Origin of the sequence: Streptomyces sp. NBC_00249 (genome assembly GCF_026342355.1) — a bacterium.
Classification (GTDB): Bacteria; Actinomycetota; Actinomycetes; order Streptomycetales; family Streptomycetaceae; genus Streptomyces.
Genome location: NZ_JAPEMV010000002.1, coordinates 602,622 through 623,627 on the forward strand (window position 1 = coordinate 602,622; position 21,006 = coordinate 623,627).

At 75.5% G+C, this 21,006-nt stretch carries 12 protein-coding genes; 2 read left to right on the forward strand and 10 right to left on the reverse strand.

Annotated elements, in window-relative coordinates; genetic code table 11:
- Positions 1–49: 49 nt before the first annotated feature.
- The 4 genes from OOK31_RS11560 to OOK31_RS11575 all read right to left on the reverse strand — a co-directional run bounded on the left by OOK31_RS11560 (position 50) and on the right by OOK31_RS11575 (position 9,484).
- Complete coding sequence (locus OOK31_RS11560) at positions 50–1,453, reverse strand: dipeptidase (protein WP_267012347.1); 1,404 nt, start codon at positions 1,451–1,453, stop codon at positions 50–52.
- Positions 1,454–1,463: 10 nt separating this feature from the next.
- Complete coding sequence (locus tag OOK31_RS11565) at positions 1,464–5,420, reverse strand: UvrD-helicase domain-containing protein (RefSeq protein ID WP_267012348.1); 3,957 nt, start codon at positions 5,418–5,420, stop codon at positions 1,464–1,466.
- Positions 5,421–5,473: 53 nt separating this feature from the next.
- Positions 5,474–8,911, reverse strand: a complete 3,438-nt coding sequence (locus OOK31_RS11570) for an ATP-dependent DNA helicase (protein WP_267012349.1) — start codon at positions 8,909–8,911, stop codon at positions 5,474–5,476.
- A gap of 216 nt (positions 8,912–9,127) precedes the next feature.
- Positions 9,128–9,484: an MGMT family protein gene (locus OOK31_RS11575; protein ID WP_323188204.1), complete on the reverse strand. Its 357-nt coding sequence runs from the start codon at positions 9,482–9,484 to the stop codon at positions 9,128–9,130.
- A 158-nt stretch (positions 9,485–9,642) separates the two neighbouring features.
- Here OOK31_RS11575 and OOK31_RS11580 point away from each other — a divergent pair, with 158 nt between their 5' ends.
- Positions 9,643–12,534 (forward strand): lysylphosphatidylglycerol synthase domain-containing protein, encoded by a 2,892-nt coding sequence (locus OOK31_RS11580; protein ID WP_267012351.1) that lies wholly within the window; start codon positions 9,643–9,645, stop codon positions 12,532–12,534.
- Here the strand turns inward: OOK31_RS11580 and OOK31_RS11585 are convergent.
- Positions 12,503–13,276 carry a YwiC-like family protein gene (locus OOK31_RS11585; protein WP_267012352.1) on the reverse strand — a complete coding sequence of 258 codons (774 nt, stop codon included), beginning with the start codon at positions 13,274–13,276 and terminating at the stop codon, positions 12,503–12,505. The genes OOK31_RS11580 and OOK31_RS11585 overlap by 32 nt on opposite strands.
- Before the next feature lie 191 nt (positions 13,277–13,467).
- Between OOK31_RS11585 and OOK31_RS11590 the strand changes: the two genes are divergently transcribed.
- Entirely contained in the window at positions 13,468–15,048 is a 1,581-nt protein-coding gene (locus OOK31_RS11590; protein ID WP_267012353.1) for an alpha/beta hydrolase, read from the forward strand.
- 51 nt (positions 15,049–15,099) lie between these two features.
- Here OOK31_RS11590 and moeZ read toward each other — a convergent pair whose 3' ends face one another.
- The 5 genes from moeZ to OOK31_RS11615 all read right to left on the reverse strand — a co-directional run bounded on the left by moeZ (position 15,100) and on the right by OOK31_RS11615 (position 20,817).
- Positions 15,100–16,278, reverse strand: a complete 1,179-nt coding sequence (gene moeZ, locus OOK31_RS11595; RefSeq protein WP_267012354.1) for an adenylyltransferase/sulfurtransferase MoeZ — start codon at positions 16,276–16,278, stop codon at positions 15,100–15,102.
- A 63-nt stretch (positions 16,279–16,341) separates the two neighbouring features.
- Positions 16,342–17,097 (reverse strand): spherulation-specific family 4 protein, encoded by a 756-nt coding sequence (locus OOK31_RS11600; protein WP_267012355.1) that lies wholly within the window; start codon positions 17,095–17,097, stop codon positions 16,342–16,344.
- The gene (locus tag OOK31_RS11605) at positions 17,085–18,101 is read right to left on the reverse strand and encodes an NAD-dependent epimerase/dehydratase (RefSeq protein ID WP_267012356.1); all 1,017 of its coding nucleotides are present in this window, start codon (positions 18,099–18,101) and stop codon (positions 17,085–17,087) included. Before OOK31_RS11605 ends, OOK31_RS11600 begins: the two co-directional genes overlap by 13 nt.
- 80 nt (positions 18,102–18,181) lie before the next feature.
- On the reverse strand, positions 18,182–18,994 hold the full coding sequence (locus tag OOK31_RS11610) for a hypothetical protein (RefSeq protein WP_267012357.1): 813 nt from the start codon (positions 18,992–18,994) through the stop codon (positions 18,182–18,184).
- Between the two features lie 230 nt (positions 18,995–19,224).
- Positions 19,225–20,817 (reverse strand): DUF3492 domain-containing protein, encoded by a 1,593-nt coding sequence (locus OOK31_RS11615; RefSeq protein ID WP_267012358.1) that lies wholly within the window; start codon positions 20,815–20,817, stop codon positions 19,225–19,227.
- Positions 20,818–21,006 lie beyond the last annotated feature (189 nt).

Here is a 21,006-nt window from a genome sequence, read left to right on the forward strand (position 1 = left end):
GCGTGGCGTGGGGCGGGTGGTGCGGGTGGGTGGGGCGTGGGGCGTGGGGTCAGGCGGGCTTCCAGTGGGCCGCCAGGTCGCCCCAGAGGTAGGCGGTCGTCTCGACGCCCTTCAGGAGCAGGTCCAGCTCGACCTTCTCGTTCGGCGAGTGCCAGCCGTCGGAGGGGACGGAGATGCCGAGGAAGAGCACGGGCGCGTCCAGGACGTCCTGGAGGTCGGCGGCCGGCCCCGATCCGCCCTCGCGGGTGAAGCGGACCGGCTGCCCGAAGGCGCGGCCCATGGCCCGGACGACGGACTGCAGGGCGGGGTGGTCCAGCGGGGTGAGGCACGGCCGGGTGGGGGCGCCGAAGGTGACGCAGTGCCGGATCCCGGCGGGGACGCGGGCGTCGACCCAGTCCCGGACGGCCGCCTCGACCTCGTACGGGTCCTGCCCCGACACCAGGCGGAACGACAGCTTCAGGTGCGCGGAGGCGGGCACGATGGTCTTGCCGCCGGGGCCCTGGTAGCCGCCGCCGATGCCGTTGACCTCGGCGGTCGGACGGGCCCAGACCCGCTCCAGGGTGGAGTAGCCGGCCTCGCCCGCGGCCGCGTGGGACTTGGCGGTACGGAGCCACTCGGCCTCGTCGAAGGGCAGCTCGGCGATCAGCGCGCGCTCGGTGTCCGTGAGCTCGGTGATGTTGTCGTAGAAGCCCGGGATCGTGACCCGCTCGTCCTCGTCGTGCAGAGCGGCGACGATGCGGGCGGCGACGGTCGCCGGGTTCGGCACGGCCCCGCCGAAGGCACCCGAGTGGATGTCCTGGTCGGGTCCGTGGAAGCTGATCTCGCAGTCGGCGACGCCGCGCATGCCGGTGCAGACGGTGGGGGTGGTCTCGGACCACATGCCGGTGTCGGAGACGATCACGACATCGGCCGCGAGCTCCGCGGCGCGGGCCTCGACGAGCTCGCGGAAGTTCGGGGAGCCCGACTCCTCCTCGCCCTCGATCAGCAGCTTCAGGTGCACGGCGGGGGCGGCGGCGCCGGTCGCGGCCAGGTGGGCGCGCACGCCGAGGGTGTGGAAGAAGACCTGGCCCTTGTCGTCGGCCGCGCCGCGCCCGTACATGCGGCCGTCCTTGACCACCGGCTCGAACGGCTCGGTGTGCCAGCCGTCGGCGAGGGCGGCGGGCTGCACGTCGTGGTGGCCGTAGACGAGGACGGTGGGGGCGGCCGGGTCGGCGGCGGGCCAGTGCGCGAAGACGGCGGGGGCGCCGTCGGTCTCCCAGACCTCGGTGACCGGGAAGCCGGTCTCCTTGAGCTTCGCCGCCAGCCATTCGGCGCTGCGGCGTACGTCGTCCGCGTGCTCGGGCTGCGCCGAGACGGACGGGATCCGCAGCCACTCGGCGAGGTCGTCGAGGAAGGCCGCGCGGTGGCTGTCGATGTACGTGCGGACGACGCTGTCCGCCGGGGTTTCGCTCATGGCCACGAGCCTATCCGTCCGCCCGAGGGTCACTGTCCGTGCCCGTTTTGCCTTGGAGGATCCGCTCAAGACGGGCCCGGCCGGGAAGGCCGCGGGGGCGGATCACGCGGCCGCTGCGCACGTGCAGGAAGGCTGCGCCGACCTGGTCGAGGGGGGTGCCGGTGGCTTCCGCCCAGGCGAGGCGGTACACGGCGAGCTGGAGGGGGTCGGCCTGGGTGGTCCGGCCGGTCTTCCAGTCGACGACCTCGTACGAGCCGTCCGGGTTCTTGTACACGGCGTCGATCCGGCCGCGGATCACCCGGCCGGCGAGGGTGAGCTGGACCGGGGCCTCCATCCGGTACGGGGTGCGCTCGGCGTACTCGCTGCGCTCGAAGGCCGCCTTGAGGGCTTCGAGGTCGGCCTCGTCGGCGACGTCCTGGTCGGAGCCGGGCAGCTCGGTGTCCGGGTCGAGGACGTCGAGGAGCGGCAGGGGCAGCTCGTCGAAACGGGACTCCACCCAGGCGTGGAAACGGGTGCCCTGGCGGGCGGCGGGCTGCGGAGGCCTGGGCATGGGGCGGGCGAGATCGCGTACGAAGCCCTGCTCGTCGGCGGCGAGCCGCAGGAGCTGGCTCGCGGACAGGGCGGAGGGCAGCTCGACGTCCCGGACGGCTGCGCGGGCGCGGCGGAGCTCGCCCTCGAGGGCGTCGAGGTCACGGTCCCAGGAGGCGATGGCGCGGGCCTCTTCGGGGGTCAGGGCCGTTGCCCTGCCGGGCGGGGCGTGGTCCGCCGGCGCGGCGGGCTCCCCGGCCCAGAGGTCGCCCGGGGCGCCGGCCCCGGAGCCCCGGTCGGGGTGCGCGGGGGCGCCCGGCGCGGGGCGCTGCGCGGGGAGCTGCGCGTGCTCCCCGGCCCACGGATCCTCGTCGGGCTCCGGCGGCTCCCCCGCCCAGGGGTCGTCACCGGCGGGGTGCGGCGGGGCTGCCGCCCAGGGGGCATCGGCCGGCGGGCCGGAAGCGGTCCTGGCGGGGGTGGCGGGCTCCCCGGCCCAGAGGTCGTCCGGGGTGCCGGGCGCGGCGGGGCCGGGGAGGTCGTCCCCCACCCCGCCCCTTCCCGAAACCGGGGCTGCGCCCCGGACCCCGTGGGGTTCCGCCGGGGCTCCGCCCCAGGGGTCGACGGGCACGGCTTCGCCGGCCCAGAGACCGTCTCCGGGCAGGCCGGCACCGGCACCGGGCAGGGACGAACCCGCGGACGCCGCCCCGGGCGGGGCCGGGAGCGCGCGACCATCGGCCGCAGGGTCCCCCGCCCAGGGGTCGGCCTCGGGCGGGGCCGGGGGTGGGGCGAAGGGCGGGTCCCCCGCCCAGGGGTCGGGCTCCGGGGGTTCCGTGGCGTAGGAGGGGTCCTCGCAGTGGGGGGGCCACAGGTAGGGGTCGTCGGGGGTGGGGTCGGGCGGGGTCCGGGGGTGGGGCGGGGTCGGGGGGTGGGCGAGGTGGGATTCGACCAGGGCGGCGGCTCGGCGGCGGAGGGTGAGGGACGTGGGGTCCAGGGGGAGGGGCCAGGAGTGGTCCGGGGTGGCGTCGGTGGCCAGGGCCGGGTTCTCGGCGTCCGGGGCGGGCTCCTCGGCCCAGGCGTCGATCTCGCCGTAGCCGGCCTCGCAGTGGGTACGCAGGGCTTCCAGGAACTCCGACGGGCCGCGGCGGCGCTTCTGGGTGGGGCCCCACCAGTGGCCGGAGGCCAGCAGCAGGGAGCGGGGGCGGGTGAAGGTCACGTAGCCGAGGCGGAGTTCCTCGGTCTGCTTGTGGGTCTTGAGGGAGGCCTTGAAGGACTTCAGGCCGGCCGAGGTCCACGCCGGGTCGGCGGGCAGGGTGGGGGCGTCCCCGCGCAGGGCGTACGGGAGGACCTTCGCGTACGAGGTCCAGGCCTCGGGGGCCTTGTCCTTGGGGAAGGAGCCCGCGCACAGGTCGGGGACGACGACCACGTCCCACTCGAGGCCCTTGGACTTGTGGGCGGTGAGGACCTTCACGGTGTTCTCGCCGCCGGGCAGGGCGTGGTCGAGGCCCTTCTCGTACTGGGCGGCGGTGCGCAGGAAGGCCAGGAAGGCCAGCAGGGTGGCCTGCCCGTCGAGGGCGGCGAAACCGGCCGCGACGTCCATGAAGTGCGACAGGGTCTCGCGCCGGCGGGCGGCCAGCGCGTGCGGGGACGCGGAGAGCTCCACCTCCAGGCCGGTGGTGGACAGGACGCGGTGCAGGACGTCCATCAGCGGGTCGGCGAGGGAGCGCCGCAGGTCCCGCAGTTCCTGCGCGAGGTGCGCGAAGCGGACCCGGGCGGCGGCGGAGAAGGGGAGGTCGTCGGGGGCTTGGCCGGCTCCGTCGAGGAAGGTCTCCAGGGCGTCGGCCAGGGAGACGATCTCCGCCGGGTCCACGCCCTCGACCGCCGCCGCGAGCCGCCCGTCGGGGCCGTCGTCGGCGGAGGCGCGGGCCACCAGCTGCCGGGCCCGGCGGCCGAGCAGGGCCAGGTCGCGGGCGCCGATGCGCCAGCGCGGGCCGATGAGGAGGCGGACCAGGGCGGCGTTGGCGCCGGGGTCCTGGAGCACCTCGCACACCGAGACGAGGTCGGCGACCTCGGGGAGGTGCAGGAGCCCGGACAGGCCGACGACCTCCACCGGTACGTCCCGGGCGACCAGGACCGCCTGGATCCGCGCGAAGTCGGCGGCGGAGCGGCACAGCACGGCGATCTCGCCGGGCTCCTTGCCCGTGCGCACCAGGTGCGCGACGGAGTCGCCGAGCCACTCCAGTTCCTCGGCGTGGGTGTTCAGCAGGGCGCAGCGGACCTGGCCGTCGCGCTCGGCGCCCGGGGCGGCGCGCAGCGCCTCGACGCCCTCGTGCATGGCGCGCAGCGGGGCGGCGAGGCCGTTGGCGAGGTCGAGGAGGCGGCCGCCGCTGCGCCGGTTCTCGCTGAGCGAGAGGCGGGTGGCGGGGCGGCCGTCGGCGTGCGGGAAGTGCTCGGGGAAGTCGTCGAGGTTGGCGACGGAGGCTCCGCGCCAGCCGTAGATGGCCTGGCAGGGGTCGCCGACGGCGGTCACGGCGTGACCCGTGCCCCCGCCGAACAGTCCGGACAGCAGCAGCCGCTGGGCGACGGAGGTGTCCTGGTACTCGTCGAGGAGGACGACGCGGAACTCCTGGCGGAGCAGGGTCCCCACCTCGGGCCGGGTGGTGGCGAGGCGGGCGGAGAGGGCTATCTGGTCGCCGAAGTCGAAGAGGTCGCGGGAGCGTTTGGCGGCGCGGTAGCGCTCGACGAGTTCCAGCAGCTCCAGGCGGCCGCGTACGGCTTCGGGGACCTTGCGCAGGTCCTCGTTGGTGAGTTTGACCTCGACGAGGGAGTCCAGCAGCCCGGTGTCGTACGCGCGCAGGGCGGCCGGTTCGACGAGGTGCTCGGAGAGCTCCCCGTCGAGCGCGAGGAGGTCGCCGACCAGGTCGGGGACGGACTTGGTGAGGGACGGGTACGGGCCGGGGGCCTCGCGGAGTACCTTCGCGGCGAGCTGGAAGCGGGTGGCGTCGGCGAGGAGGCGGGCGCTGGGCTCCAGCCCGATGCGCAGGCCGTGGTCCTTGAGGAGCTGTCCGGCGAAGGCGTGGTAGGTGGAGATGCGGGGCTCGCCGCCGGCCGACCCGGCCTCGTGCGGGGAGGGGTCCGGGTCGGTGATGCCGGCCCGGGCGAGTGCCTTGCGGACGCGTTCGGCGAGCTCGCCGGCGGCCTTGTTGGTGAAGGTGAGGCCGAGGACCTGTTCGGGGGCGACGGCTCCGGTGCCGACGAGCCAGACCACGCGGGCGGCCATGACGGTGGTCTTGCCGGAGCCGGCGCCCGCGACGATCACCTGGGGGTCGGGCGGGGCGGCGGCGCAGGCCAGCTGTTCGGGCGTGAACGGGATCCCGAGGAGCTCCTTGAGCTGCTCGGGATCGGTGAGGACGGGCGCGCGCCCGGACTCGTACGCGGTCACCCCAAAAGGCTAGCCGCCCGCACCGACAGTCCCGGACGGCGAGAGCCGCCGTCTCATTCCACGGTCTGGCGGCCCTCGGGGAGGGCGCTGCACGCGCTGCGGAAGGAGCAGCGTTTGCAGTGTTCGCCGGTCGCGGGGGCGAAACGTTCGTCCAGGACGCGGCCGGCGGCGGTGGCGAGGAGGTCGCCGACCCACTCGCCGGAGGGACCGCCGTCGAGCGGCTGCTGCGCCTGGATCTTCGGGACCTCGTCGCCGCCGTCCTTCTTGGGTGCGCCCTGGCGGAGCTGGACGAGTTCGGCGCCGCCGGGCTCGGGGCGGCGGCCGTCGAAGACCTCGTCGACGGCGCCCTCGCGGACGGCGAGCTGGTAGACGGCGAGCTGGGGGTGGCGGGCGACCTCGTCCTTGGTCGGGGCGCCCTTGCCGGTCTTGAAGTCGACGACGTACGCGCGGCCCTGCGGGTCGGCCTCGACGCGGTCCATGGAGCCGCGGATGCGGACGGCGTACTCGCCGGCGTCGAGGGTGACGTCGAAGTCGTGCTCGGTGGCGACGGAGGCGCGGCCGCCGCGGTCGGTGGTGTGCCAGCGCAGGAAGCGTTCCAGGGCGGCGCGGGCGTTGTCCTTCTCCTGGCGGGACTTCCAGGGGGCGTCGAAGGCGAGGGCGTCCCAGACGGAGTCGAGGCGTTCCATCAGGACGGCGAGGTCGGCGGGGGTACGGCCGGAGGCGACCTCGTCGGCGAGGACGTGGACGACGTTGCCGAAGCCCTGGGCGGCGGTGGAGGGGGCGTCGGCCTTGACCTCGCGGCCCAGGAACCACTGGAGGGAGCAGGTGTTGGCCAGCTGCTCCAGGGCGCTGCCGGACAGGGCGACGGGCCGGTCCCGGTCGCGCAGCGGCACCGTGGAGGCGGTGGGCTCGTACAGGCCCCACCAGCGCTGCGGGTGCGCGGCGGGCACCAGGGGGCGGTCCTCGTCGTCGGTGAGCGCGGCGAGGCGGGCCAGGCGGCGGGCGGCGGCGTCGCGCAGGGCGGGCGAGGCGTCCGGGTCGACGGTGGTGGCGCGGAGTTCCGCGACGAGCGCGGGGACGGCGAGGGGGCGGCGGGGGCGGCCGGAGACGTCCTTGGGGGTGACGCCGAGTTCGGTGAGGAAGCGGGAGGGCTGGTCGCCGTCCTCGGCGGGTGCCTTGACGGCGGTGACGACGAGGCGGTGACGGGCGCGGGTGGCGGCGACGTAGAACAGCCGGCGTTCCTCGGCGAGGAGCGCGCCGGGGGTGAGGGGTTCGGCGAGGCCGTCGCGGCCGATGCGGTCGGCTTCGAGGAGGGAGCCGCGGCGGCGCAGGTCGGGCCAGAGCCCTTCCTGGACCCCGGCGACGACGACGAGGCCCCACTCCAGGCCCTTGGAGCGGTGCGCGGTCATCAGGCGGACGGCGTCGGTGCGGACGGCGCGGGTGGTGAGGGTGTCGGCGGCGATGTCCTCGGCCTCGAGCTGTTCGAGGAAGTTGAGGGCGCCGCGGCCGCCGGTACGTTCCTCCGCGCGGGCGGCGTTGTCGAAGAGGGCGCAGACGGCGTCGAGGTCCCGGTCGGCGTTGCGTCCGGCGGCGCCGCCGCGGCGGGCGCGGCGCTCCAGGCGGTCGGGCCAGGAGGTGCCGTCCCAGAGGGTCCACAGGGCCTCTTCGGCGGTGCCGCCGCCCTGGAGGAGCTCGCGGGTCTTGCGCAGGAGCAGCCCGAGGCGCTGCGCTCCGCGGGCGTAGGCGGGGTCGTGGGCGGTGAGCCGCCCGGGCTCGGCGAGGGCACGGGCCAGCAGTACGTCGGAGGGCGCGGGGGCGGTGACCCCGGCGGCCCGCTCCTCGTCGCGCAGGGCCCGCCCGAGGCGGCGCAGATCGGCGGCGTCCATACCGCCGAGGGGCGAGGTCAGCAGGGTGAGCGCGGCCTCGACCCCGACCCAGCCGGCGTCTTCCGGGGGGATCCCGGCGGCGTCGTCGGCGGGAGCCGGGGCGTCGGAGCCGTCGTCGGCGACGGCCGGGTCCGGGGTCGGAGCTTCCGGAGCCGAGGCGGAGCCGCTCGGCGCGGGGCCGTCCGGGGCGGAGCCGTCCGGGGCGGAGCCGTCCGGGGCGGGACCGTCCGGGGCGGAGCCGTCCGGGGGCGGGGGCGTGGGAAGGGCCGCGGTGGCGGTGAGGCGGAGGGCCGTGAGGAGGGGGGAGACCGCCGGTTCGTGGCGGAGGGGGGTCGCCGAGGCGTCGGTCTCCGCCGGGACTCCCGCCGCGACGAGGGCGCGCCGCATCGCCGGGAGGGTGCGGCCGCCCGCGCGGACCAGGACGGCCATGTCCTGCCAGGGCACCCCGTCCTCCAGGTGGGCCCGGCGCAGGATGTCGGCGATGTTGTCCAGTTCGGCGCCGGCCGTCGGGTACGTGTACACCTCCACCCGTCCGCCCTCCCGTACGGGCCGCAGGTCCCGGTGGGCCCGCACGGCGGCGGCCGGCAGGCGCGGGACGGGCATGCGGGTGGTGAGGAGGCGGGTGGCGGCCAGCAGGGCGGAGCCGGAGCGGCGGCCGACGGTCAGGGCGCGGACGGCGGCGCCCGGGAAGGCCGACTCGAAGTCCAGGATGTTGTTGATGTCCGCGCCCCGGAAGGCGTAGATCGACTGGTCGGGGTCGCCGAAGGCGATCAGCGTGCCGCCGGGGCCGTTCAGCGCGCGCAGCAGCCGCAGCTGGGAGGCGTCCGTGTCCTGGTACTCGTCGACGAGGATCACGTCGTAGGACCCGGACAGGGCCGGGGTGCGCTCCGCCAGCAGGACGGCCCGGTGCAGGAGTTCCGCGTAGTCGAGGGTGCCCTGCATGTCGAGGACGTCGAGGTACTCGGAGAGGAAGGCGGCGGCGGCCTTCCAGTCGGGGCGGCCGATGCGGTCGGCGAAGTCGGACAGGGCCCGCGGGCCGAGCCCCAGTTCGCGGGCGCGGGCCAGGACGGCGCGGACCTCGTCGGCGAAGCCGCGCGTGGTGAGCGCGGCGCGCAGGTCGTCGGGCCAGCGGATGGAGCGCAGCTTGCGCTGGCCGTCGAGCAGGGTGCGGACCATGACGTCCTGCTCCGGTCCTGACAGCAGCCGCAGCGGGTCGGCGAACAGTTCGTGGTCCTGGTGGGCGCGGACCAGGCCGTAGCAGAAGGAGTGGAAGGTGGTGGCCTGCGGGGCGCGGGCGCCGCCGAGGCGCAGGGCGGCGCGGTCGCGCAGTTCCACGGCCGCCTTGCGGCTGAAGGTGAGGATCAGGATGCGGGCCGGGTCGGTCCCGGCCTCGACGCGGGCGGCGGCCGCCTCGATGAGGGTGGTGGTCTTCCCGGTGCCCGGTCCGGCGAGGACGAGCAGCGGTCCGCGGGCGTGATCAACCACCGCGCGCTGTGCTGCGTCCAGGACAGGGGGAGCCACCTGGTCCGGCCCGGTGCGCACCAGGCGGTACGCGTCAGGGGTCCGCGTACGCCGCTCTGAGCGGCCGGAGGAGGAGGTGATCACGTGGGGTGCCGGTCCTGGTGGGTCTGCGGGTGTTCCGGGCGTCGCGGGTGCCGCGCGCACCGCCTCGGCGGCGTGCGCCGAAGAGGCAACGCTACGCCAACCGCGGCGGCCGGCGCAGTCCGTCCCGGTGGGGCGGGGCGTCGCCCCGGGGGCCCGCGGCGTCGTCCCCCGTACGCGCCTTCGACCGTCCGCCCGCGTCCCGCATGGCGGAAGCTGTCAGATGTGAGCCTCGTCGCCTCCGCCGTCCTCTTCCCGTCCGTCCCAGCGGGCTCCGCGCATCGCCAGGCGCGGCTCGCCGGAGGGGGTCTCGCGCAGCGGGGTGCCCTCGGCGCGGTAGTGCTCCAGCGCCCGCCGCTCGCTCCCGGGCAGGGGTACGCCGTCCGCCCGGACCACGCGCCACCAGGGCACGGCTGCTCCGTACAGGGCCATGACGCGCCCGACTTGGCGCGGTCCGCCCTCGCCGAGCCACTCCGCGACGTCCCCGTAGGTCATCACCCGGCCGGGCGGAATCCGCTCGGCCACCTCCAGCACCCGCTCCGCGTACGCGGGAAGCTCTTCGCTCATTCGGGACATGGTGCCGGATGCCGCGGACACGCTCGCGGAAGCTTCCCTTCCGTCCCGGCGCGCACCCTGCTGCCCCGCTCGGCCGCCGGTCCGTGCCACCATCTTCCGGGCGGTGACTGGTGATACGTGATCAAGAAGAGACGGATGTGACGGCGAAGGAGCAGGGTGTGAGCCCTCCGGACGGCGCGGCGCGGGGCGAGGACGCGCGCCCGCACAACGGCGCCCGGCGCCCGGATCCCGGCGGCGAACCCCGCCCCGGCCCGGACCCCGGCGACGGCTCCACGCCCGCCCCGGACCCCGGCTCCCGCGCGGACTCCGACTCCGGCCCGGGTCCCCGCTCCGGCGCCGAGCCGCACCCCGACGCCGCGCTGGCCCCCGCCACGGCTCCGGCCCGGGCCCGCGCCCAGGCCCGCGCCCAGGCCCGGGCCGCCGAGGGCGCCCCCGACCCGCACCCCGACGACCCGCCCGGCCACACCCCGACGGCGGCCGACCGCGTCGAGGTGGACGAACCGCTGCTCGCCGCCCGCGTGCACCGGCCCTCGGACCTCGTACGCGTCCTCGCCGGCGTCCTCGGCATCGCGGTCGTCCTCGCCATCGCCGCCTTCGCCCAGCAGACCACCGCGGGCCTGGAGCAGGACATCAGCCAGGGCACCGGCCAGGCGCCCGCCCTGCTCATCAAGATCGCGGGGCTGGTGTCGAGCATCGCGGTGCTCCTCGTCCCGGTCGCCTTCGCCATCGAGCGGCTGATCAAACGCGACGGGCTGCGCATCGCGGACGGGGTCCTCGCCGCCGTCCTCGCGCACGGCGTCACCCTCGCCACCGACCTGTGGGTCTCCCAGGCCGCGCCCGAGACCATCCAGAACGCCCTCACCCAGCCCACCGGCAGCGGCGGCGCCCTCACCGACCCGGTGCACGGCTACCTCGCGCCCGTGATCGCGTACATGACCGCCGTGGGGATGACCCGGCGGCCGCGCTGGCGGGTCGCGCTGTGGGTGGTGCTGCTGCTCGACGCCTTCGCGATGCTGGTCGGCGGGTACACCACGCCGTTCTCGATCATCCTGACGGTGCTGATCGGCTGGAGCGTCGCGTACGGCACCCTGTACGCGGTCGGCTCGCCGAACGTCCGGCCCACCGGGCAGAACCTCCTCGCCGGCCTGCGCCGCGTCGGCTTCCAGCCGGTCAGCGCGATGCGCGCCGAGGCCCCGGACGGGGACACCTCCGAGGCCAGCGACCGGGGGCGGCGCTACCACGTCACCCTGGAGGACGGGCCGCCGCTCGACGTCACCGTCGTCGACCGCGAGCAGCAGGCCCACGGCTTCTTCTACCGGGTCTGGCGGCGCATGACCCTGCGCGGGATCACCACCCGGCGCAGCCTGCAGTCGCTGCGCCAGGCCCTGGAGCAGGAGGCCCTGCTCGCCTACGCCGCCATCGCGGCCGGGGCCAACGCGCCGAAGCTGATCGCCACCTCCGAGCTGGGCCCGGACGCCGTGATGCTCGTCTACGAGCACCTGGGCGGCCGGAGCCTCGACGCGCTCCCCGACGAGGAGATCACCGACGAACTGAGCCGCAACGCGTGGGAGCAGGTACGGGCCCTGCAGTCGCGCCGGATCGCGCACCGCCGGCTCACCGGGGACGCGCTGGTGGTGGATCGTTCCGGCAAGGTCATCCTCACCGACCTGCGGGGCGGCGAGATCGCGGCCGGCGACCTGGTGCTGCGGATGGACATCGCGCAGCTGCTGACCACGCTCGGCCTGCGGGTCGGCGCGGAGCGTTCGGTGGCGTCGGCGGTGTCGGTGCTCGGCCCGGACGCGGTGGCGGACTGCCTGCCGCTGCTCCAGCCGATCGCGTTGAGCCGTTCCACCCGGGCCGTCCTGCGCAGGCTGGCCCGGGAGCGGGCCGACCGGCAGCGGGAGGCCGTACTGGAGTCCTCGCGCGCGGCGAAGGCCCTGCGCGAGGCGGACTCCGCGGGGGCCTCGGCCGCGTCGGCGACCACGGCGGCCGACCGCAAGGCCGAGAAGAAGGCCCTCGACGACGCCCTCGACGGGGCCCGGGAGGAGGACCTGCTGAGCCAGATCCGCCAGCAGGTGCTGCTGATCCGCCCGCAGGCGCCGGTGGAACCGGCCCGGCTGGAGCGGATCCGGCCGCGCACGCTCGTCTCGTTCATCGCGGGCGCCTTCGGTGCGTACTTCCTGCTCACGCAGCTCGCGCACGTGGACTTCGCGACCATCGTCGGGCAGGCGCAGTGGGGCTGGGTCGGGGCGGCGCTCGCCTTCTCGGCGCTGACGTACTTCGCGGCGGCGATGAGCCTGCTGGGCTTCGTACCCGAACGGGTGCCGTTCCTGCGGACGGTCGTCGCGCAGGTGGCGGGGTCCTTCGTGAAGCTGGTCGCCCCGGCGGCGGTCGGCGGTGTCGCGCTGAACACCCGGTTCCTGCAGCGGGCCGGGGTCCGGCCCGGGCTCGCGGTGGCCAGCGTCGGCGCCTCGCAGCTGTTCGGGCTGGCCAGTCACATCCTGCTGCTGCTGTCCTTCGGCTACCTGACCGGTACCGAGAAGACCCCCGAGATGACGCCGTCCAGGACGGTCATCGCGGGGCTGCTCACGGTGGCGGTGCTGGTCCTCGTCGTGACGGCGGTGCCGTTCCTGCGGAAGTTCGTGGTGACGCGGGTCCGGGCGCTGTTCGCGGGTGTGGTGCCGCGCATGCTGGACGTGCTCCAGCGGCCGCAGAAGCTGATGACCGGCATCGGCGGCATGCTGCTGCTGACCGGCTGCTTCGTGATGTGCCTGGACGCCTCGATCCGCGCCTTCGGGGGCGGCGAGGCCATCAGCTACGCGAGCATCGCGGTGGTGTTCCTCGCCGGCAACGCCCTGGGCTCGGCGGCGCCGACGCCGGGCGGCATCGGCGCGGTGGAGACCACGCTGACGCTGGGCCTGATCGCGGCGGGCCTGGACAAGGAGGTCGCCATCTCCGCGGTCCTCCTCTTCCGCCTGATGACCTTCTGGCTCCCGGTCCTCCCGGGCTGGGTGTCCTTCAACTTCCTGACCCGCAAGGAAGCCATCTAGCTGCGCAGCTCCCCCGCCCCACCCCGGGCCCGCGCCCCGACCCCACGAGCCCGGGCCACCGGCCCGAGGGGGCCCGGGCGCGAGCCCGACCGCACCCGGGGCGCAGCCGCCCCGAGGGGCCGGGCGCAGGCCCGACCGGGCCCGGGGCGGAGCCGAAGGGGGTCCGGGGCGCAGCCCCGAGGGGGGTCCGGGGCGCGGGCCCGACCGGGTCCGGAGCGCAGCCCCGAAGGGGGTCCGGGGCGCGGGCCCGAAGGGGGTCCGGGGCGCGGGCCCGACCGGGTCCGGAGCGCAGCCCCGAAGGGGGTCCGGGGCGCAGCCCCGGTTTCGGGAAGGGGCGGGGTGGGGGACTGCTCCGCGCAGCGGGAGCCCGCACCCCGCCTCGGAACACCAGGAGCAGCGCCGTCAGGAGGGCCGCCGAGCAGGCGAGTTCCGTGGCGCCCACCATCGCAGGGCGCAGCCCGCGGCCCGGGAGGCCGACGGCTCGGGCGAGGTAGGCGGCGAAGGGGACGGCCAGCCAGGGCGAGAGCGCGGCGGCCGCGCACAGGGCCGCCGCCAGGCCGTTGGCGAGGGCCCGCTCGCGGCCCCGCCACGCGTACCGGGTGTTCACGGCGACGAACGGCGCCGCCCCGACCGCCGCGAGCGGCAGCCAGGGGTGCGCGAGCGCCAGGGGCAGGCCGGCCGCCGTGCAGCCCGCGCCGCAGACCAGGGCCGGGAGCCCCGGGCACAGCCCGAGCGGGGGCAACGTAGGCGCGGGCGCGGCCCGAGCGGGACGTAGGCGCGGGCAGGCCCGGCAGGGCAGGCGCGGGCGGGCCCGGCAGGGCAGGCGCGGGCGGGCCCGGCAGGGCAGGCGCGGGCGGGCCCGGCAGGGCAGGGGCGGGACACGGATGGGTCAGCGCGGGAGCGGGCGGCGGCGGGGGCGCCGAGGATGGGGGTATGCCCCGAATCGTCCTGCGGACCGCCACCGCCGCCGCCCTCACCGCCACGCTCCTCACCACCGCCGCCTGCTCCGACAGCGGCAGCGGAGACGGCAGCGGCAGCGGAAGGAAGGCGCAGTCCGCCGCCAAGGACGCCAAGCCCCTCGAGTGGGGCGAGTGCCCGGCCCCCACCGCCCTGGAGGGCGGCGGCCAGGTGCCCGGCAAGGACTGGCAGTGCGCCACCCTCGACGTCCCCCTCGACTACGCCGACCCCGAGGGTCAGACCATCCCCCTGTCCCTGATCCGCGCCAAGGCCCGCGACCGCAAGAAGCGCCTCGGTTCCCTCGTCTTCAACTTCGGCGGCCCCGGCGGCTCCGGCATCACCACCCTCCCCGGCGCCGCCAAGGAGTACGAGGCCCTGCGCAAGCGCTACGACCTGGTGAGCTTCGACCCGCGCGGGGTCGGCCGCAGCGCGCCGGTGCGCTGCGAGGGCGACAAGCAGCTGGACGCGTACTACGCCCAGGACTCCTCGCCCTCCACCCCGGAGCAGGAGAAGGCGTACGTCGACGGCATCAAGCGCTACCAGCAGGCCTGCGAGCGCAACTCCGGCGCCGTCCTCCCCCACGTCGGCACCGAGAACGCCGCCCGCGACCTGGACCGCATCCGCCAGGCCCTCGGCGACGAGAAGCTGAACTACTTCGGGATCTCCTACGGCACCGAGCTCGGCGGGGTCTACGCCCACCTCTTCCCGAAGAACGTCGGCCGGGCCGTCTTCGACGCGGTCGTGGACCCGACCAAGACCTCCGAGGAGGGCGCGCTCGGCCAGGCGAAGGGCTTCCAGCTGGCCCTCGGCAACTTCGCCCAGGACTGCGTGAACCGGGGCGCCGCCTGCCGTCTCCAGGGCAGCACCGCCAAGGAGATCGAGGCGAACGTCATCAAGCTCCAGAAGCAGCTGGCGGACAAGCCGATCGACGGGATCGGCGACCGCAAGCTCACCGAGAGCTCCGCGACCAACGGCATCGCCCAGGCCCTGTACTCGAAGGAGCTGTGGCCGCTGCTGGAGCAGGGTCTCGACGAGGCGGAGGGCGGCCAGGGGCAGTTGCTGATGGCGCTCTCCGACGCCCTCAACGGCCGTGACCAGCAGGGTCGTTACAGCAACATCGGAGCCGCGAACACGGCCATCAACTGCGCGGACTCCAAGGACCGCTACACCCTGGAGCAGACGAGGGCGAAGCTGCCGGAGTTCCGCAAGGCCTCGCCCGTCTTCGGGGACTTCCTCGGCTGGGCCATGCTGAGCTGCACCGACTGGCCGGTCGCCGGCGCCTGGGAGACCCCGGACGTGTCCGCCCCCGGTGCGGCCCCGATCGTGGTGATCGGCAACACCGGTGACCCGGCGACCCCGTACGAGGGGGCCCGCAGGATGGTGGAGCGGCTCGGCAAGGGCGTGGGCGTGGAGCTGACGTACAAGGGCGAGGGGCACGGCGCGTACAACAGCGGCGACAAGTGCGTGCAGCAGGCCGTCAACGGCTACCTCCTGGACGGCAAGGTGCCGGGCGCGGGCACGGTCTGCACGGCGACCCCCTCGGCCCCCTCGGCCTAGGCATGCGGAAGGGGCCGTACCCGCCACGGGTACGGCCCCTTCTCGCGACTGCTAGTAGACCGGCTTCTCGGGCTCGATCTGGTGGACCCAGCCGATGACTCCGCCACCGACGTGGACCGCGTCCGCGAAGCCCGCGGACTTCAGCACCGCGAGGACCTCCGCACTGCGGACACCCGTCTTGCAGTGCAGGACGATCCGCTTGTCCTGCGGCAGGTCCTGGAGGGCGGTGCCCATCAGGAACTCGCCCTTGGGGATCAGCTTCGCGCCGGGGATCGAGACGATCTCGTACTCGTTGATCTCACGGACGTCGATGATCTCGATGGGCTCGTCGTTGTCGATCCACTCCTTGAGCTGCTTGGGAGTGATCGTGGAGCCGGCGGCCGCTTCCTGGGCCTCCTCCGACACGACGCCGCAGAAGGCCTCGTAGTCGATGAGCTCGGTGACGGTCGCGTTCGGACCGCAGACCGCGCAGTCGGGGTCCTTGCGGACCTTGACCTGGCGGTACTGCATCTCCAGGGCGTCGTAGATCATCAGGCGGCCGACCAGCGGCTCGCCGACGCCGGTGAGGACCTTGATGGCCTCGGTGACCTGGATGGACCCGATGGACGCGCAGAGCACGCCCAGCACGCCGCCCTCGGCGCAGCTCGGGACCATGCCCGGCGGCGGCGGCTCCGGGTAGAGGCAGCGGTAGCACGGGCCGTGCTCGGACCAGAAGACCGAGGCCTGGCCGTCGAAGCGGTAGATCGAACCCCACACGTACGGCTTGTTCAGCAGCACGCAGGCGTCGTTGACCAGGTAGCGCGTGGCGAAGTTGTCCGTGCCGTCGACGATCAGGTCGTACTGGCTGAAGATCTCCATCACGTTCTCGGCTTCGAGCCGCTCTTCGTGAAGGACCACGTTGACGTACGGGTTGATGCCCAGCACGCTGTCACGGGCCGACTCGGCCTTGGAACGGCCGATGTCCGCCTGGCTGTGGATGATCTGGCGCTGCAGGTTCGACTCGTCTACCTCGTCGAACTCCACGATGCCCAGCGTGCCGACGCCGGCCGCGGCCAGGTACATGAGGGCGGGGGAGCCGAGGCCGCCCGCGCCCACGGCCAGCACCTTGGCGTTCTTCAGGCGCTTCTGGCCGTCCATCCCGACATCCGGGATGATCAGGTGGCGGGAGTACCGACGGACCTCGTCAACGGTGAGCTCAGCAGCTGGCTCGACCAGGGGTGGCAGCGACACGGGGACTCCGTAGATGGGTATGCAACAACGGTGGTTCTTCCCGTAACACTGCCACGCCCTCCTTCATTCCGAGACACCCGGTCCGATCCGCGAGACGATTTCGTCCCAGTACCCGGGCATCGAGGCCCACGGGTCGCGGTCGCCTGCGCCGCGCCGGTCGGTGAACCAGACGGTTCCGGCGCCCTGCCAGCGGGCGATCCGGACGGCTTCCTCCAGGTGCGTACGGGGCACCCCGTGGACGAGGTGGCAGAACCGCTCGGGCGGGTGGTCGGCCGTCCACTCGGCCACCTGGGACCAGCGGTAGTCGGCCCAGGCCCCGGAGAAGGTGACCAGCTGGTCGGCGGCCTCCAGGTAGCCCTCGTAGGGGTGCGTGCCGTGTCCGAGGACGATCCGCATGCCGTCGCCGAGGCCGCGCAGGGCGTCCGAGAGGCGGCGCACGGCGGCCAGTTCCGAGCGGTCGGCGGGGGCCGCGGCCAGGTAGAAGCCGCCCACCCCGTACCAGTCGCGGAAGCGGTGGGCGTCCGAGACCAGCTCCCCGAAGGACCGCGACCCGTCTCGCATGGCGAGATGACCGAGGAGGGTCCCGCCCGCCTCCCGGAGCTTGGCGGCCGCCTCCGCGCAGTGCGGGTCGGGGCGGCCGCCGGGGCCGTCCGTGACGTTGAGCACGGCCCAGTGCAGCGGGGTCCCGGGGCGGGTCAGCTCGGCCCACTCCACCGGGGCGAGCAGCGGGTGCGCGTAGCCGGGGATGCCGAGGCCGGGCCGGCCGGCCTCGGTCGCGGCCTCCGCCGTGGCCCCCGGCGGGGTGGTCAGATACGGCACGCCGCCTCCATCCAGATGTCCGCCAGGGATTCCTCCAGGTTGATCCGGGGGCGCCAGCCGAGCCGGTCGCGGGCGGTGCGGACATCGGCCTGCTGCCAGGCGCCGCAGCCGTCCGGGTAGGGGTACGGCGGGGGGGCCGCGGCGGCCAGCTGCTCGGCCGTCGCCTCGGAGCGGGGGGAGCCGATGGCGGCCAGGCCCTGGGGGCGGCCGGGGTGCCCGGGGTGCCCGTGGTGCTGGGGTCCGCCCTGCGGGACGTCGAGCTCGTGCAGGGCGCCGCCGTAGCCCGCGACCCGGGCCAGGACGGCCGCCGCGTCGCGCAGCCGGACGGCGCGGCCGGTGCCGATGTTGACGACGCCCTGGGCGGCGGAGAGGGAGGCGGCGTGCACGGCCCGCGCGACGTCCCGTACGTCGACGAAGTCGCGCTGGACCCCGAGTCCGCTCAGCTTGAGCTCGCCGTCCCCGGACTGCATGGCCCGCCGCATGGCTTCGGCGAGCCGGCCGAGGGGGGAGCCGGCCGGGGTGCCGGGGCCGACGGGCGAGAAGATCCGCAGGACGACGGCGTCGAGCCCGGAGCCGAGCACCAGCTCGGTCGCGGCCAGCTTGCTCACGCCGTACGGTCCGCCGGGTCTCGGCACGGCGTCCTCGGCCGTGGACGAACCGGGCTGGCTGGGCCCGTACTCGGCGGCGCAGCCGAGCTGGACGAGCCGGGCCCCGCAGCCGCTGCGGCGCAGCGACTCGCAGATGGTGGCGACGGCGACGGTGTTGTGCCGGGTGAGTTCCCGGGCGCCGCCGCGGGTGGCGCCCGCGCAGTTGATGACGACGCCCGGGTGGACGGCGTCGAGGAAGCGGGTGAGGGCGCCGGGGCTGCCCGTGGCGAGGTCGAAGCGGACGTCGGCGTCGTCCCCCCTGCCGAGCGCGGTGAGCTGGACTGCGGGGTCGGCGAGCAGCCGGTCGGCGACGTAGCGCCCGAGGTATCCGTTGGCTCCGATCAGCAGCACCCTCATCGCGCCGCCCCTTGGTTCGTTGGCTGGCCGGTCATCCTGTTTCTCCTTGGCTGGTGGGTTCGGTGGTAGGGGTACGGCGCTCAGGAACGCGCGTGTGCGGAGGCACGGGACAGCGCGAGGACGGCGTGTACGAGGAGCCCCGCGGCGGCGGCGAGTGCCGCCGCCGGGGCCGGGACCAGGGCGAGCGCCAGGGCCGCCGCGACGGGTGCGCGGTGCGTGCCGTGGGTCAGCAGCAGCCGGGCCAGGAACAGCAGCACCGCGAGCGGTACGGCCACGGCCTGGGCGGCTCCGGCGAGCGCGGCCGCCCCCGCGGCGGCCGCGGTGAACAGCAGCAGGACCCCGGCCAGCAGGGGCCGGGCCCCGGCGGCGAAGTCCTCCAGGGCCCGGCTCCCGGCGAGCCGGCGCCGGGCGCGGGCGGCGAAGACCGCCGCGGCGAGGTGGGCGGGGCCCACGGCCAGGGCGAGGGCCGCGCCGAGGGCCGGGCCGTGCCGGTGGACGGCCCAGCCGACGGCGGCCGCCGCGAGCAGGTGGGCGGCGTAGGGGAACCGCCCGGTCCCGCTGCGGCCGGGCCACACCAGCGCGCCGACGGTGACGAGCGCCGCGAGGGGCCCGGCACCCGGCATCCCGGTGGCGGCCGCGCCGAGCGCGAGCGCGCCGGGCAGCAGGGCGTACCCGAAGCGGCGCACGGCCCGCGGCCGGGCCGGCCCGGGGCCGGGCTCCACGGGCGCGGCCTCGCCGCGCGGGGTCCGGGCGTACAGCTCCTCGGCGAGCGAGAACACGTCCCGGTGCCGGAACCGCGCGGCGGCCCGGTCGGTGATCCCGTGCGCCTCCAGACCTGCGGCGATCTCCAACGGATCGACGGCCCGCTCGCACAACTCCCGATGCCGATGCAACAACACCTTGACGGGATCCCCACTCCCCCGCCGCCCGGCCTGCGGCCCAGCTCCCCGGCCGGCCCCGCCGATTCCAGCCCCGCCGATTCCAGCCCCGCCGAACCCAGCCGCGCCAGCCCCTCCGGCCCCGCCCAATCCAGCCCCGCCGGCGTTTGAGGCGCGGGGGTCCGGGGGCAGCGCCCCCGGCAACGGCGCCGCACCCGCGATCCCGGATCCCGGGTCCACGGTGGTCATACCGCCGCCTCCGAACCGGACGCGGGAGCGACCCACGTCGGCGTGGTCCAGTGCCCCGGCACCACCGCCTCCGCGGGCCGCGCGAACGGCACCTCCCCCTCGGGCCGCCCGCCGGCCCCCCGCGCCAGCAGCCGCAAGTAGCTGTCGCGGAAGGCGGCCACGTTCTGCTCGACGGTGAACAGTTCCAGCGCCCGCGCCCGCGCCGCCGCCCCGAGCCGCTGCGCCCGCTCCGGTTCCCGCAGCAGCGCGAGGCACGCGTCGGCCAGCGCCCGCGGGTTGCGCGGCGGTACGACGAGCCCGGTGCCGCCGATGACCTCGCAGACGGCCCCGACGTCCGTGGACACGGTGCCCCGGCCGCACAGCATGGCTTCGGCGAGGGTGATGGGGAACCCCTCGATGACCGAGGACAGCACGACGATCCGCCCGGCCCCGTACGCCTCGGCGGACGTCGGCGCCTCGGGCCCGCCGATCTCCTCGAAGCTGACCGGGCTCTCCCCCACCGTGCGCGCGTCGGCGGCCTCGTCGGGGAAGAGCTGCGCGGCCAGCGAGCGGCAGTCGGAGAGGTAGCCCGGCGCGACGGCGGTGGCGAAGATCCGCAGCCGGGTGTGCGGGGCGGCCCGGCGGATCTCCGCGAAGGCGTGGAGGAGGGCGATCAGGTCCTTGGCGGGCTCTATCCGGCCGACCCACACCAGGGTGTCGGGGTCCCCGCACTCGGGGTCCTCGCCGACGGCGGCGAATCGGTCCGCCTCCATCCCCGGGTACACGGTGCGCAGCCGGTCCCGGGAGGCCCCGCAGCGTTCCTGCCAGCGGCGGGCGTGGGCGTTCCCGGGGGTGAGCAGGTCGGCGCGGGCGTAGATCTCCCCGGCGAGCCTGCTGTGGAAGGCTGCCAGCAGGGCGCGGGCGGCGGGCCGGGCGTCGGGGGCCTGGCCGAGGTAGTGGGCGCGCAGCTGGACCCCGTACTCGGTGACCAGCAGCGGGACCCCGAAGAAGCGTTTGGCCAGCAGCCCGGGGAGCGCCGCGACCCCGCCGGCGGTGGCGTGGCAGACGTCGGCGGCTCCGAGGCCGGGCTCCTCGTACCAGTCGAGGGACAACGGCCGCAGCACGCGCTCCAGTTCGTCGACGAACTCCAGCAGGTCCGGTACCCGCGCGGCCTGGACGGCCCGGCCCGCGCCGGGGGCCCGGCAGGCGGACTCGACGACCCGTACGGCGGTCTCGGAGCGCAGGGCCGCGTACATCCCGCCCTGTTCGCCGGCCAGTTGGGCGAGGCCGTACAGGCCGGCGGCGAAGCGTTCGGGGTCGGTGGCGCAGACGCCGCTGACGAGTTCCTCGAAGGCGGCGGTGAAGCGGCGCCGTTCGCGCCGGGAGTGGGTCCGTCCGTCGTCGGCGGGGGCCCACAGGGGGGCGGTCGACACCCGGGTGACGTGTTCCGGGAGCGGGACGTGTCCGCGCTCCTCCTGCTCGGCGCTGCGGCTCAGCGCGTAGAGCTCGAACCGGTGCTGCGGGAGCCCGCGCACGAGCCGCTCGCACCACAGCCTCGCTTCTCCGGCCACATACGGATAACCACCTTCCGTGAGCAGTCCGATCCGCACGAGTGGCACCCCCGATCTCCCGTCCAGGCGGTCTCCGTAGGTCCGGTGACCCGCCGCGGGAGAACTCAAGCGGATGGGCCGGTGGCGCGGCGGACGGTTGTCCGTCGCGCCACCGGAAGGGGTGAAGAGTCGTAACTTTCCCGTACGGTTCGCGTTCGAGCACGCTAGGAAAGGGGGTCTCCCCGGCGT